Source organism: Streptomyces boncukensis (assembly GCF_011045075.1).
Lineage (GTDB): Bacteria > Actinomycetota > Actinomycetes > Streptomycetales > Streptomycetaceae > Streptomyces > Streptomyces boncukensis.
Window position 1 is genome coordinate 1 of sequence record NZ_JAAKZZ010000179.1, and the last position, 13,332, is coordinate 13,332.

The window sequence follows — 13,332 nt, forward strand, 5'->3', positions numbered from 1 at the left end:
CCCCCGCCCGCCCAGCTCATCGGCGGCGGCCGGGTTGAACCGCGACAGCCGCGCGATCGCAGCGTCCAGCTCGGCCCGCAGCCGCACCGCATCCGCCAGCCCGATCTCGACCGCCGCGTAGTCCAGACACGCGGCCTCCTCCAGCGCCTCCACGTGCGCGTCCTCCTCCGGCCCCGACGCGTCCCCGGTGACGACCTCGCCCAGCGTCATCAGCGCCGTGTGCACGTCGTCCTCCGCCTCCACGCTCTCGGCGACGGTCCGGGCCATCGCGGTGAGCGTGCCGCGCTGGATCGCGTCCACCCGCAGCACCACGGCCATCTCCGCCGCGTCGACGCCGGCCGACAGCCCCGGCTTCTTCGAAGTGGCGTTCATCAGGCCACCTCCACCGGGCGCGCGCCGTGCTCGGCCACCAGCTCGGAACCGCGCGCCATCACCCAGCGCGGGCAGTCCTTCACGTCCTCGGGGGCGTACAGGCCCTCGCCGTCCCGGCGGGTGGCGCGAAGCGTCCACACCATCCCGTCGCGGGCCGTGACCAGCCGCTCCGGCGGCTGCTTCTGGGTAGGCTCTGACATGGCCTTACCTCTCTTTCGGTTTGTTCGGGTGGGTGAGGTCACGGGGTCGTCGGGTCGCGTCCGGCGGCCCCTCCTGCATCACGCGGCGGACGTGTCCGCCTGGATCCACTCCCTGACGCGGGCCAGGTCGAATCGGCGGCCACGGAAAGGAGTGCGCTCCACCGGGCAGCCGCGCTGCACCCACTGGTTCACCGTCCAGTCCGAGACGCCGTAGAGCGCCTCCAGCTCTGACTGGCGGAGCAGCGGGGTCAGACCGAGCGGGGCGAGAATCTCCGCGCGCTGGGTAAGCGACTTCGTCGCCATGATTGCTACCTTTCCACTGTGTCAGTAGTAGTCACAGGCATGAAAAAGCTGAACAGGTGGTGGATGGGCCAATCGAGGGCTTCAGCGACCAGCCATGCCGTGGGGAGGCGACAGGTGTCCCGTGCCGTCTTCCCCTGTCCTGCGAGGCGCCCGATAGTGGCGGGACTCACCCCTCGCCCCATCGGGTCGACCCTTCGCGTCCTTTCGGCGAGCTCGGGGCCGGACAGGCATTGGGCGGACATGGCATCCCTGAGCGGTTGCCCATTTCCTCTGCGGTACAGCTTGGCCATGCGTGGACCTCGTACTGGTGACCTTGCGCAACAGTGCTTGCGCTGCTGACACATTTTTACAGTGTTAGTGTCAGTCAGGTCAAGCAAGGCGACGCGAGGGTGAGAGTGTGGCGATGTGTGACACGAGGTATGGAGGCACACACGGGGCGCAACCGAGGGGTGCTCGGCGGCGCACCGTGCTTCTACTTTGGCTTGCAAAAGTAGAAGATCAGGCGGCAACCTAGGCACGTGAACCAGGAGGAGCAGCCCGTCGAGGACTTCGCGCAGCTTCTCGCCCGCCTGAAGTCGACCTACGGCGTCAGCGAGAGCGAGATCGCCCGTCGGATCGGCGCCGCTCCCGCCACGGTGAACGCCTGGTCGAACCGCAGGCGTGGAACAGGCCGCGGCCCTCACCCGGACAAGCTGCGGGCTCTCGCCGCCGCCTATCCCAAGTTCTCAGAAGCCGAGATCTTCGCCGCGGTCGGCCGCAAGGCGCCTGGCCCTCTGTCCCCGGAGGCGACAGAGCGCCTGCTCCGCCTCTTCGAGGAGCTGACCGAGGAGCAGCAGGCGATGTACGAGATTCAGCTCCGCGCAACGGTCGAGCACAACCGGACGGACGGATCGTGAGTCTTAGCTGAAAGGGCTCGATCGATCAATTCGCTTTAGTGCCGCACAGGTTGCTGTCAATGGTCACCACGGTCACAACCACGATGTAATCTCGGTCACAGCCGCAGTCCTCCCCCTCCTCGGCTCCGTACTCAGCCCTGCGCGCTTGTGCACCGGGAGGTTTGGCATGTGCATCCGCGTCCAGTACGCACCTCTCACCTCGCTCGACGAACTATGGGATCCCCATCGCGGTGTGATCACACTCCCGGAATCCCTGCCCCCCTCCCTCAAGCTCGTGGCAGCCCGAGCTGTCTTGGCTGAACTCGCCATCACTCAACCTGAGTTTGGTGCACGCTGTTGGTGCGGGGCACGCATCAAGCTCGTGCCCGTACCCAGGCAGCGAACGCGAGAAGGAGAGGCGATCAGCCTTGGCGCCTAGGGCGAAAAACAATCCGCGCCAGCTCCGCAGCAAGAGCTGCGGATGCCAGGCGTGCATCGAGAAATACCCGCTGGAGCAGTACGGTGACCGCAAGCGCCGGCGCGACTGCATCGGCTCATGGCAGGCGCGATACCGAGACGCTGACGGTGTGCAGAAGGCGAAGAATTACGAGAAGAAGGGTGATGCAGACGCCTTCCTCGACGAAGTGCGCAGCCGCGTCCGAGCAGGAACGTACTTGGATACAGCCCGGGGTGAGATCACCGTCGCTAAGTGGTGGGACGAGTGGTGGCCGGCCCACCGGAGCGGCAAGATCGGTACCCGTAACCAGACAGTGAGCCGGTATCGCACGCACATCGAGCCTAAGTGGGGACGGCGCAAGCTCATCAGCTTGACGTACATGGAGATTCAGGCATGGATTACCAACGAGGTGAAAGGGCACGCCACCCAGACGAAGACGATCCAGTTGCTGAGCAGCATGATGCGTTCGGCTGTGCGAGACCGGCGTATCCCGTTCAACCCTGTCGATGACGTAGTGGCGACTGCGACACCACAGGCCAAGCACCCGGACGATCTCCGCCCGCCAACGCTGGAGCAGTACGCTCTCGTCCGTTCCAATCTGCCCGCCTACTACCACCCGCTGGTGGACTTCGCGCAGGAGTCAGGCATGCGCTGGGGGGAGTACGCCGGCCTGCGCTGGCAGCACCTCAATTGGTCCGATGCGACCGCCGTAGTGCGGGAAATCGTCGTGGACGACCACGGTCGACTTCTCCGGCAGTCGATGCCCAAGACGTCCGCAGGCTTCCGCACTGTGCCCTTGTCAGGGAAGGCCATGGATGCGGTGAAGGCAATGGAAGATATCTGGGGCGCGAACCCGGGCACTTCCACGGTTCAGGACGGCATGTGCCCGGTCGAACTGATCTTCAAAGGGCCGAAGTCGGGGAAGACCACCAAGACTGGTAAGACCTTCGACGGAGTGATGAACCGGAACAACTTCCGGCGGCTGTGGATCCCCGCCATCAAGAAGGCGGGGATCGCACGGCTTGTCATCAACCCGGAGACGAACCGAAAGGAGTGGTGGCCGCGGGTGCACACCTACCGACACGCCTTGGCCACCAGACTGCACGCTGAGGGAGTGCCGGAGAAAGACGTGCAGCTGATCCTCGGCCAGGAGCGCGGCGGCTCGGTCACGTGGCTCTACACCCACGGTACGGAGGAGTCCATTGCGACTGTTCGGGTGGCGATGGAGGGAGGTCGGCACCTCCGATCCGTGTCCTGACCAGCGGGTCCTGCAGGCTTCAGAGTCCACGTCGAATCCACAATCCCCACTCATGGAGACTCGCCAAACCTCGCGCAGGCTCAAGCGTGAGACGGTACAAGTCCTTGACCTGCACTCATTCGGGCTCACGGATGCTATCGGAGGCTCGCCCTGGATGCACGGTCTCTTACAAGCAGGATGTCACTGGTTCGAACCCAGTCGTGCCCACCAGTCGCCAGTCACCAAAACCCTAGCCGTACGTTCCGTACTCCGGGGTTCCCGTCGTCTCGAAGGTGTGCACCGAGAGGCCCCCCGGGGTCGTGTGGTGGCTGACGGGGCGCAGCCCGGCCGGTGCACCGCCGTCCGGGAACAGGCGCCGGCCCTGGCCCACCACCACCGGAGCGATCGCGAGCCGCAGGGTGTCGACCAGTCCGGCGGCCAGCAGGGACTGGGCCAGCCGGGCGCTGCCGTGGATCTGCAGTTCCCCTCCGGGCTGCCGCTTCACCTCCGCGACCTGGGCGGGTACGTCGCCGGACAGGATCGTGGTCGGGTGCCACCCGGCCTGGGCGAGGCTGTGTGAGGCCACGTACTTCGGCAGGCCGTTCATGGTGGCGGCGAGAGGGTGGTCGGTCATCTTCGGCCAGTCGCGGGCGAAGTTCTGGTAGGTACGGCGGCCGAACAGGAGCGCGTCCGCCGCGCCGAGCCAGCCGGCGGCCAGCCGGTCGAACTCCTCGTCCAGATACGGTACGAACCAGCCGCCCCGCGTGAACCCGTCGCTGGTGTCCTCGTCCGGAGCTCCCGGACCCTGGGAGACGCCATCGAGCGTCAGGAATTCCTGTACGACCAGTTTCATACCGGATTGTCCTTTCTCCGGCCTCGGTGGCCGGCTTCGGCGTGTTCCGTGGACTCCGTGGACTCGGTGACGCGTGGAAAATCATCGGCCCGCGCGCCGTCGGCCGCGACTCGGCGCGGTGCGGCGCGGTGCGGCGCGTGCTCAGTCCGCGAGCCGCCGGAGGAACCACCGGGTCAGGATCCCGTCGACCGCCCTGGCCGCCGGACGCTGCGGAGCCGGCTCCAGGCCCGGCTCGTCGGCCAGCGGGTGCGCCAGGTCCGGCACCGCGACCAGCTCGGCCTCCTCCGGGTGCGCACCGCGCCGGCGCAGCGCGTCGAGGAGGGCGGCCGCGTCCGTACGGAACTGCGGATGGTCCCGCTCGCCGCTGACCAGCAGCAGCGGCGGGCACCGCGCCGCGAGCCGGGGGGCGTGCTCGACGAAGTCCAGCGCCTGTGCGGCCTCGTGGGCCTCCGCGGTCCACTGGTACGGCCGACCGGTCAGGCCCTCGAAGAGCGGGACGGCGGACCGTATCCGTACCGCCGGGTTGACCAGCGCGGCCGCCCGGACCGGAATCCGCCCGGTGGCCAGGACGCGCAGCGCCACCGTCCCGCCGAGCGAGGCGCCGAGCAGGCCGACCGGCCCGTCACCGACCGGAAGTTGACCGCGCAGCGCGTCGAGCGCGGCGGGGAACTCCGCCGCGGCCCGCTGGACGAACGGGGCCAGGAACGCCAGCACCGGGTCCTTGCGGGCGAGCGCGAGGGCGGCGTCGACGCGGCCGTCGACCATCCGCGCGCCGCACATCGGCATCCCCAGATGGGCCCGCCAGGCGGGCACCCCGGCCAGCGGCAGGGCCGCCGCGAACGCCGCGTCCGTACGCGGCGCGTCCAGCATGTGCCACGTCACGATCAGCGGCGCGGGGCCGTCGGCGGATCCGGACGGCGGGAGCGCGGTGAACGGGACACCCGCCGCGGTCCCCGTGATGGTGTCCATGTCCGTCCCCGCTCCTCCCCGTCGGTCCCGGTGTGCCACCGTAGGCGGCTCGCCGGGGGAGGCGCCGCTGCTTCTGCCGACAGCAGATCGGACCCGGCCCCGCGCCCCTTAGCGCTTGGGTTCGGTGAACGGGAGGGACTTGGTGACGTACAGGCAGCTGGTGTAGCGGTGGGCGGCGCGGATGGTCTTGGTGTCGCTGTTCTTGCGCGGGCTGACGAGCGAGGAAGTCGTCGTCCTGGTGCGCTTGTAGAGGAAGTGGTACTCGCCGGGCGGCAGCCGCAGCGTGGTGCTCGGATACGACACCGAGGACCGCTTACAGGCGCTCACCCGCCCCGCGGACCTGGTGGGGTACGTCTTGCACTCCGAGCAGTTCCCGAGCTTCACGCTGCCGGTGACGGGGCCGGTGTAGAGCATCTCGACCGAGCCGGGGCCGCCGTTGCTGACCTTCATGGTCTGGCGGCTGCCGCCCGGGGCCTTGGTGCGGGGCAGCTTCCGGCCGGCGGCGGGCCGCTGCTGGGCGATCTCGGCGGCGATGGCGATCTTCTCGGCGCGGCCCGCCAGCGAGCTGTCCTTGTAGCGCGTGGAGAAGCGGGACAGCTTCAGCTTGGCCGTGCTGAAGCGCTTGTTCTCGAAGCTGTCCACGCCGCAGGCGTAGTCGCCCTTCTCGACGGCCTTGTCGGAGTCCTTGCGCAGCTTCCCGGCGGTCTCGTCGGGCATCCCGCGCACGGTGGTGCGCAGCCGGGTCAGCTGGGTGGCGGTGGTGCACGGCGCGTCCCCGTCCAGCTCCTTGACGCCGTCCGCGATGCGGGAGCGCAGCTCCGGCTCGACCTTGCGGGCGTACTCGGATTCGGGGAACGTCGCCATCAGGCTCTTCAGATGGCGGGTGTCGCGCGCGGTGCCGGAAGCCGACGAGGAGCTGGAGCCCTTCAGCCCCTCCATGCCGCACTCGTACCAGGAGTGCGCGAGCCGCTTGTCCGGCCAGCTCGCGAGCTTGCCCAGCGCCTCGTCGTCCACCGAGTCCGGCAGGTCGCGCAGATAGCGCAGCGGTTCCACCGCCTCGCAGTAGTTCTGCTGCTCGTAGGGCGCGGCCACCGTGGTGTAGAAGCCGCGGAGCCGGCTCGGGACGCGCTCTGCGGCGCGCGAGCCGGCGTGCTGGGCCCGCAGGTCCGTGTATGTCTTCAGCGCCTCGCGGTACGGCTTCCGCGCCGCGCCGAAGCTGCCCGACGACGCCTTCTTCACCTGGGCGTCCGCCCGGTCGAGGCGCTTCAGCAGCTCCTTCTCGGCGGCCTCGTCCTGGACCGCGCCGTAGCCGACGGCGCTCGTCACCGGGATGGCGAGCAGGACGAACGCCAGCACCAGGGCGAGCCGTGAGCTCGCCAACTGCGGTGCCAGCCCGGTCCGCAGTCCCCGCCGCGCCCCGTCGGCCGCCGCCGCCAGCAGCACGACCGCGTACGCGATCGGGATCCAGCCGGGTATGCCGTCGCTGTCCACCGGCAGGGCGACCACCAGCAGCGCCGCCGTGGCCGCCCAGCACACCGCGGCGAACCGCCAGTTCCGCAGCGCCGCGTAGCCGAGGCCGAGCCCCGAGAGGTTGAGCAGGCCCACCAGGGCCGCGCGGCCCCGGTCGGGCGGGAGGCCGATGGACGGCGGTCTGTCCGGTGGCGGCGGTGCCCCGAACTGCCCCTGCGGTCCGTGCCCCGCCCCATCCATCCTGCCCCCTGGTTGTCGTGGTCGCCCCGGTTGCCCCGGTAGCCGTTCTGGTGCGGAAGTGCCGCGTTCTCACCCTCGGGAGCGGGCGCGGCGGCGTCAACGCCGCACCGGGATCCCCCTGATTACTATCTGATCACAGGCGTCCACGGTCGGTCCATCGGCGTCCGTTACGCGGAGTGGACCTCCGAGGCCGGGGCGGTGGTGGCCTCCGGTGCGGGACGCATCGCGGGCAGTACGGCCGCCGCCGCGGGCTCCGGCCCGGCGCCCGGCTGGCGCCCTATCACCCGCGCCGCCACCGCTCCGGCGGCGAGCAGCGCGACGACCGAGACCGCGGTGCCCAGCCAGCTCGCGCCGAGCCACTGGCCGCCGAAGAAGCCGAGGCTCACGCTGTACGCGGCCCAGGTGAGGCCCGCCAGGGCCGACCAGGGCACGAAGTCCCGGGCGCTGCGGTGCGCGGCGCCCGCGGTGAGGCTGACCACCGAGCGGCCCGCCGGCGCGAAGCGGGCGAGGACCACCAGCGCACCGGGGGCTTGGATCAGCGCCTGGCCGAGGCGTTCCTGGGCCACGCGCAGCTTGCGGGAGCGGGCGATGGCGCGGTCGAAGCGGTCGCCGCCTGCCCAGGCCAGCCGGTAGGCGACGAGATCGCCCAGCAGGGAGGCGCTCGCGGCGCAGAGCACCAGCAGCAGCATGTCGTCGACCTGCGCGCTGAGCGCCGCGTGCCGAGCGGCCTGCGGGAGGTGGGCGGCGTCGGCCGCCGTGCTGCCTGCCGCTGCCGTGGCCGCGGTGATCACCAGAACGCCGCTGGGCAGCAGCGGCAGGAAGACATCGAGCAGGACGGATGCGGCGATGACCGCGTAGACCCAGGGGGATCCGGCCACCGACCCCAGGAAATCCTGCACAGTGGTCCCCGTTCCGACCTGCCGACTCTCATGTCACTGGCGCTTACCGCCGTACAGCGTACGCCCGGGTCCCTCGGACAGGGGCGCCGGGGTGTCGTGGCGCAGGTCTCACTGTCCGTCCGACTACAGATCCCACTGAATCGGACCACCAGGACGACCCACGCACAGCAGACAGGCCGGACAGCCGGAAAGGCGGGCGACGATGAGCTCGACATGGTACGCGCAATGGGCGTGGTGCGGCAGACAGGGCCGCCGCACAGGGGTGGCGGCGATCACTGTGATCCTCGCGACAGCGGTGCCGGCCGGGGCGGCCGCCCCGGCCGCCCCGGCGGCCCGGGCGGCTCCCACGGGATCCGCCGGATCCGCAGGGCCCGTGAGCCGCGCCGGTGCGCCGTCCGTGCACCAGATCCGGGTCACCGACCGCTTCGTCCGTCCGGACCGGCCCGCGCGGTCCGCCGCGCTCACCTACGACCGCCGGGTGCCCGTCGGGGCCCGGGTGCAGGTGGGGCAGGACGTCCGGGGCACCGGGATGCGGGTCGAGATCGCCGTCCAGGACGCCGCCCGGCACTACACGTACGGCGTCCATGTGCACGCACGCCCCTGCGGCGCCGAACCGGACGACTCCGGGCCGCACTACCAGCACAGGAAGGACCCGAAGCAGCCCTCGACCGACCCGCGCTACGCCAACCCGCGCAACGAGGTCTGGCTCGACTTCACCACCGACCGGCACGGCAGCGGCTCGGCCGTCTCCCGGCAGAAGTGGACCTTCCGCGCGGGCGAGGCCCGCTCGGTGGTGCTGCATGAGCACGTCACCAGCGGCCGCAAGGGACGCGCCGGTCAGGCCGGCGAACGCCTCGCCTGTGTCTCCGTGCCGTTCCGCGGCGCGGACTGAGGAACGGCGGACGCGGGCGCCCTGGGAGGCGGTACGGCGGACAGCGGCGCGGTGGCCGGGGCCTCCCGCACGGACGGGGCGGAAGCGGCGGGAGGGGACAGCGTACGGAGCACCGCGCGGGCCACGGCGTCGGTGTCCGTGAGCATCACCGAACCCACCCCGGGGCGGGCGCCCGCGGCCGTCACCCAGTGCACCCCCTCCGTCGGCACGCCCACGGCGAACCGGCGGGGGTGCGGCCGTCCGGCGCCGTCGCGCAGCCGGTACGGGCGCGGGGCGACGTCCAGCCCGCCGGTGGGGTAGCCGTCCACCGTGTGGGCGCGGCACTCTCCCGCCTCCAGCAGCCCGCGCAGCAGCGGGTCCGCCGTGCGCCGCAGATCCGTGCCGGGGAGCCGGGCCTCGATCAGCGCGGGCGCCGTCACCGTGCGGCCGGGGACCGCGGGCGAGTGCGCGGCGAAGCCGCCGTCGCACGGCCGCACCCGCAGCCGGGGGCCGAGGACGTCGAGCACCCCCGCCTCGACCAGGGCGGCCATCTCCTCGATACGGCGGCGGGGCGGGCCGATGGACAGAAAGGCGTTCAGCGGCGTGTACCAGCGGTCGAGGTCCTCGCGGTGCGAGCGCCCCGTCAGGCCGCTGTCGTCGACTATCTGGCGCAGTTCGTTCCGCAGGTCGCGCAGGACGTCCAGGGCCGCCTTCACCGGTCCCTCGACGTTGCCCAGCCGGGCCGCCGCGATGTCGTCCCGCAGCCGCTCCAGCAGCCAGGCGCGGTGCTCGGCGGGGGAGGCGAAGGCCCGGTCCCGGTGCGGTGCGGACAGCGCGGGCCAGTCCCAGCGCTCCCCGGGGCCGTCCAGGCCGAAGCCGGCGAGGACCGCCGCCTCGGCGGCGCTGCCGTGCGCGGCGGCGAGGAAGCGCGCGCGGAAGGCGGAGCCGGGCCCGGCGGCGGACGGGGCGCCGGGCCGGGAGGGTGCGCGCCGGGCCAGCAGCGCCTCGTAGTAGACCGTCTCGACCTCCTTGGCCACCAGGGGCCACACCTCGGCGCGGAAGTCCGGACGGTCGCCCGCGGCGGTCCGTTCGCGGAACCGGCCGATCACCGCGGGGGTGAGCAGCAGCGGCAGGTGCCGGCCGTGGGCGCCCTTCGCGTTGTCGCCGCGCGCGTGGTACGGCACGCCGCGCCGCGAACCGGCGTACAGCAGCGGTTCGCGCCCGGAGGGAACGTACCGCAGCCCGTCCCTGCCGCCCTCCCTGCCGCCCTTCGTGCCGCTTGCTGTCCGCCGTACGAACCGGCCGCCGCGTCCGGACGTCAGCAGGGCCATGTGGTCGAAGAAGTTGAGGCCCAGTCCGCGCAGCAGCACCGGCCGCCCTGCCGGAAGGGCGGCCAACTCGTCCGCGACGTCGGCGGGGTTGGCGGGCGGCAGATACGCCAGGCCGTGTGCGGCGGCGTGTTCGGCCAGCCGGCGCTCCGCGGCGTCGGGGTCGGCGGGGAGGTGGCCCTGTGCGAGGACGACGGCCGTAAGGCCCGTCAGACGTGTGCCGTCCGCCAGGTCGAGCCGCTGGGGCCCGTCGTCGCCGCCGGAGAGGCGTACGGCGCGCGAGCGGTGGGTCCGGATGGTGACGCGTTCCGGTGCGCGGCGCGCTGTCTCGGCGAAGAACCACTCCAGATAGGCGCCGTAGAGCGCCCGGGGCGGGTAGTCGTCGGGCCCCGGGCGGTGGCCCGGGTGGCTCCGGCACCACTCGTGGAGGCTCGGCCCCGGGCGTATCGGGCCCTCCGTCTCGACGGTCTCGTCGGTGAACAGCGTCACCTGGGAGGCGACGGTGTTCATCAGCAGCTCGGGCGACTGCGCCGTGCGCCAGGTGCGGCCGGGGCCCGGCGGATCCGGGTCGATGACATGGACGGTCAACCGCTGCCCCGGACCCAGCAGTTCGGGCGCCGAGGCGCAGATCCGCTCCACCACACTGGTCCCTCGCGGGCCTGCTCCGACAACAGCGACAGCGCGGGAACGGACCACTGATACTCCTGAGACGGCTGGGGGACAGCGGGCGCGCACCATCATGCCGCACCCGGAACATCACCGTCCGCGACGGGCCCGTTCTCTCGCCGGCGCGGTGAGCGGGCGGGTCAGCACCCGGGTCAGCCGTGCGGGCGGTCCGCTGCTCGCCTCGCCCGCGTCACCCGCGCGGACCGCTCCGGCCGCTCCGGCCGCCGCTCCGGCCGCCGCTCCGGCCGCCTGGCGCTCCGGCGCCGGACGGGCCTGGTCGAGCCGGAACTCCGCCCAACGGCCGTGCAGCGTCAGCGTCATGAGCTGGTTGCCGAACCAGGGGCCTCCGGTGCGGCGCCAGGCCAGCGGCGGCCGGCCCACCCGCCCGTGCCGGGCGAGTGCCCGCCCGAGCCACCGGCCGGCCCGGCTCCAGCTGAAGCGGAAGGCGGCGCGCATCACGGCCGGGATCTCGTTGTGCACCGGGGAGCAGGTCAGCTGCACCACCCGGCAGTCCGTGCCCGCGAACTCCGGCTCCGCCACGTACGCGTGGTGCACGTCGCCGGAGAGCACGCTGACCGTGGCGGGCGCCTCGGGATCCCGCGCGACCCGCTCGACCAGCTCCGTCAGCTCCCGGAAGGAGCGCGGGAAGGCCGCCCAGTGCTCCAGGTCGGCGCGCTGCCGCAGCGACTCCCCGAACCGCGCCCAGCGCGCGCCGCGCGCTCCGCCGCACAGCGCGTTGTCCCACGCTTCGGTGTCGTGGATGGCGGGCGGCAGCAGCCACGGCAGCGAGGAGCCGATCAGCAGGTGGTCCACGGCGCCCGCGCCGCCGTCCAGCGCCTGCTCGTACAGCCACGTCATCTCGTCGTCGTCGAGCATCGCCCGCGCGTCCTCGGTGAGCACCCGCCCGGCGCGGGTGTCCACCATGAGCAGCCGGACGCGGCCGAAGTCGCGGCGGTAGCTCCAGCGGGCGGCCGCCGGATCGAGGTCGGCGCGCTCGGCGAACTCCCGCAGCAGCGCGGTGGCCCGCCCGCCGTCCGGCCGGGCCGACTCCTCCCGGACGGCGGCGAACAGCGAGTCCTCGGCCAGCTCGGCGGGGGAGAGGTTGCCCAGATGCTGGTGGACCCAGTACGAGGTGAGGCCGCCCAGGATGCGCTCGCGCCACCAGCCGGTGGCGCGGATGTCGCGCTGCCAGGCCGCGCTGGTGTTCCAGTCGTCGATGACATCGTGGTCGTCGAAGATCATGCAACTCGGCACGGTGGACAGCAGCCAGCGGACCTCGGGGTCGAGCCAGGACTCGTAGTACAGCTCGGTGTACTCCTCGTAGTCCGCCACCTGGTCCCAGGGCGGCTGTGTCAGGTCCCGGCGGCGGGCGAGCCGTTCGCGTACGCGCTCGGAGGTCGCGTCCGCGTAGACCTGGTCGCCGAGCAGGAGCAGTACGTCCGGGAGGGCCCCGCCCGCTATGGCCTGCTGCGCGAGCGCGTCCAGCGCGTCCGGGCCCACCGGGTCGTGCGAGGCGCCGGCCGGGCGTGCGGCCCAGCGGCACGATCCGAAGGAGATGCGCAGCGTGCCCGGTCCCGCCGCCCCGTCGGGCCCGTGCGCGCCGGTGTCGTCGGGCGGCGGCAGCGTACGGATCACGCTGCGCGGGTGCGGGGCGTCCGGGAGCGGCCACACCTCCTCGCCGTCCAGGGCCACGCGGTACGGCGTCTCGGTTCCCGGCTCCAGGCCGACGACCGTGACGAGCGCGTAGTGGTGCCCCGAGATCTGCCAGGTGCGGGCCGTGCCGCCCGCCGTGCTGCCGTCGCAGTGCACCTCTGCCTCGCACGGCGCGTCGGTCTCGACCCACACGGTCGCCGTGTCCTCGTCCACGTAGCGCAACAGCGGTCCTAGGCGCAGCCCGGCCATTCGTTCTCCCTTCCGCCCCGCGTACGGGGGTGCGTCCTCGCACGCTACGGAACGAGGGAGCGGGACGGCGAGTTTCCGCTGCGGCCCTTCATCTGGCGCAGGCCGGCGCGCCGTTCACGCCGGGTCCTGCGGCCGCAGGACCCGGCCCAGCCCTCAGCAGGTGCCCAGTGCCCGGGACAGCGCGCTCTTCTCCGCCGGGTCGGCGTTCAGCCCGTGCTCGTGCTTGACCCAGATCCAGATGCGCGCGTACGTGCAGTGGTAGCTCGTCCGCGAGGGCATCCACTCGGCCGGGTCCTTGTCGCCCTTCGACTGGTTCACGTTGTCCGTGACGGCGAGCAGTTGGGCGGTGGTCAGGTCGTTCGCGAAGCCCTGGCGCTTGGACTGCGTCCAGCCGGACGCGCCGGAGCGCCACGCCTCGGCGAGCGGGACCACGTGGTCGATGTCGACGTCGGAGGGGTCGGTCCAGGTGGCCCCGTCGTACGGGCTGGTCCAGCTGCCGCGCGTCGGGTAGCAGTTGGTGCCGGTCTCCACGCCGTCGCCGTCCCGCTTGAGGACGACCTCGCGGGTGTTGCAGTTGTCGCCCTGGCTGATCCAGTGCGGGAACTTGTCCCGGGAGTAGCCGTCCGAGGAGCCCTCGGAGCGCTCGTCGATCTGGCCCAGCATCGTCCGGGCCTGCGCGGCGCTCGGCGG

General features: G+C 72.1%; 13 protein-coding genes. 3 read left to right on the forward strand and 10 right to left on the reverse strand.

The window, feature by feature from the left end; all coding sequences use genetic code 11:
* From G5C65_RS18195 to G5C65_RS18205, 3 genes are all read right to left on the reverse strand, one after another.
* The coding region (locus tag G5C65_RS18195; protein WP_206441958.1) for a hypothetical protein at nt 1-372 on the reverse strand (372 nt) is incomplete at its 3' end.
* Nucleotides 372-572, reverse strand: a complete 201-nt coding sequence (locus tag G5C65_RS18200) for a hypothetical protein (RefSeq protein ID WP_165299913.1) — start codon at nt 570-572, stop codon at nt 372-374. The genes G5C65_RS18200 and G5C65_RS18195, both read right to left, overlap by 1 nt.
* Nucleotides 573-650: 78 nt before the next feature.
* Nucleotides 651-875 carry a terminase small subunit gene (locus tag G5C65_RS18205; protein WP_165299914.1) on the reverse strand — a complete coding sequence of 75 codons (225 nt, stop codon included), beginning with the start codon at nt 873-875 and terminating at the stop codon, nt 651-653.
* 518 nt (nt 876-1,393) lie between these two features.
* Between G5C65_RS18205 and G5C65_RS18210 the strand changes: the two genes are divergently transcribed.
* Entirely contained in the window at nt 1,394-1,771 is a 378-nt protein-coding gene (locus G5C65_RS18210; protein ID WP_165299915.1) for a hypothetical protein, read from the forward strand.
* Nucleotides 1,772-2,337: 566 nt separating this feature from the next.
* Nucleotides 2,338-3,465 (forward strand): tyrosine-type recombinase/integrase, encoded by a 1,128-nt coding sequence (locus tag G5C65_RS18215; protein WP_338146498.1) that lies wholly within the window; start codon nt 2,338-2,340, stop codon nt 3,463-3,465.
* Between the two features lie 229 nt (nt 3,466-3,694).
* Here the strand turns inward: G5C65_RS18215 and G5C65_RS18220 are convergent, their stop codons facing one another.
* The 4 genes from G5C65_RS18220 to G5C65_RS18235 all read right to left on the reverse strand — a co-directional run bounded on the left by G5C65_RS18220 (nt 3,695) and on the right by G5C65_RS18235 (nt 7,875).
* Nucleotides 3,695-4,297, reverse strand: a complete 603-nt coding sequence (locus G5C65_RS18220; protein ID WP_165299916.1) for a dihydrofolate reductase family protein — start codon at nt 4,295-4,297, stop codon at nt 3,695-3,697.
* A 141-nt stretch (nt 4,298-4,438) separates the two neighbouring features.
* Complete coding sequence (locus G5C65_RS18225; protein ID WP_165299917.1) at nt 4,439-5,266, reverse strand: alpha/beta hydrolase family protein; 828 nt, start codon at nt 5,264-5,266, stop codon at nt 4,439-4,441.
* Nucleotides 5,267-5,374: 108 nt separating this feature from the next.
* On the reverse strand, nt 5,375-6,976 hold the full coding sequence (locus G5C65_RS18230) for a hypothetical protein (RefSeq protein ID WP_241265882.1): 1,602 nt from the start codon (nt 6,974-6,976) through the stop codon (nt 5,375-5,377).
* Nucleotides 6,977-7,143: 167 nt separating this feature from the next.
* Entirely contained in the window at nt 7,144-7,875 is a 732-nt protein-coding gene (locus tag G5C65_RS18235) for a VTT domain-containing protein (protein ID WP_165299918.1), read from the reverse strand.
* Between the two features lie 373 nt (nt 7,876-8,248).
* Between G5C65_RS18235 and G5C65_RS39340 the strand changes: the two genes are divergently transcribed.
* The gene (locus G5C65_RS39340) at nt 8,249-8,767 is read left to right on the forward strand and encodes a superoxide dismutase family protein (protein ID WP_338146499.1); all 519 of its coding nucleotides are present in this window, start codon (nt 8,249-8,251) and stop codon (nt 8,765-8,767) included.
* Here G5C65_RS39340 and G5C65_RS18245 read toward each other — a convergent pair.
* The 3 genes from G5C65_RS18245 to G5C65_RS18255 all read right to left on the reverse strand — a co-directional run.
* Nucleotides 8,713-10,812, reverse strand: a complete 2,100-nt coding sequence (locus tag G5C65_RS18245; protein WP_165299924.1) for an FAD/NAD(P)-binding protein — start codon at nt 10,810-10,812, stop codon at nt 8,713-8,715. The two genes, G5C65_RS39340 and G5C65_RS18245, sit on opposite strands and share 55 nt — an antisense overlap.
* 18 nt (nt 10,813-10,830) lie before the next feature.
* The gene (locus tag G5C65_RS18250; protein ID WP_165299920.1) at nt 10,831-12,642 is read right to left on the reverse strand and encodes an alkaline phosphatase D family protein; all 1,812 of its coding nucleotides are present in this window, start codon (nt 12,640-12,642) and stop codon (nt 10,831-10,833) included.
* Between the two features lie 153 nt (nt 12,643-12,795).
* Nucleotides 12,796-13,332 (reverse strand): HNH endonuclease family protein (locus G5C65_RS18255; RefSeq protein ID WP_165299921.1); only part of this gene is annotated, 537 nt, incomplete at its 5' end.

Bases quoted from the DNA above. Each gene is read 5' to 3' on its own strand.
- G5C65_RS18220 (WP_165299916.1), bottom strand. From the start codon at position 4,297: ATGAAACTGGTCGTACAGGAATTCCTGACGCTCGATGGCGTCTCCCAG.
- G5C65_RS18245 (WP_165299924.1), bottom strand. From the start codon at position 10,812: ATGGTGCGCGCCCGCTGTCCCCCAGCCGTCTCAGGAGTATCAGTGGTC.
- G5C65_RS18250 (WP_165299920.1), bottom strand. From the start codon at position 12,642: ATGGCCGGGCTGCGCCTAGGACCGCTGTTGCGCTACGTGGACGAGGAC.
- G5C65_RS18230 (WP_241265882.1), bottom strand. From the start codon at position 6,976: ATGGATGGGGCGGGGCACGGACCGCAGGGGCAGTTCGGGGCACCGCCG.
- G5C65_RS18225 (WP_165299917.1), bottom strand. From the start codon at position 5,266: ATGGACACCATCACGGGGACCGCGGCGGGTGTCCCGTTCACCGCGCTC.
- G5C65_RS18200 (WP_165299913.1), bottom strand. From the start codon at position 572: ATGTCAGAGCCTACCCAGAAGCAGCCGCCGGAGCGGCTGGTCACGGCC.
- G5C65_RS18205 (WP_165299914.1), bottom strand. From the start codon at position 875: ATGGCGACGAAGTCGCTTACCCAGCGCGCGGAGATTCTCGCCCCGCTC.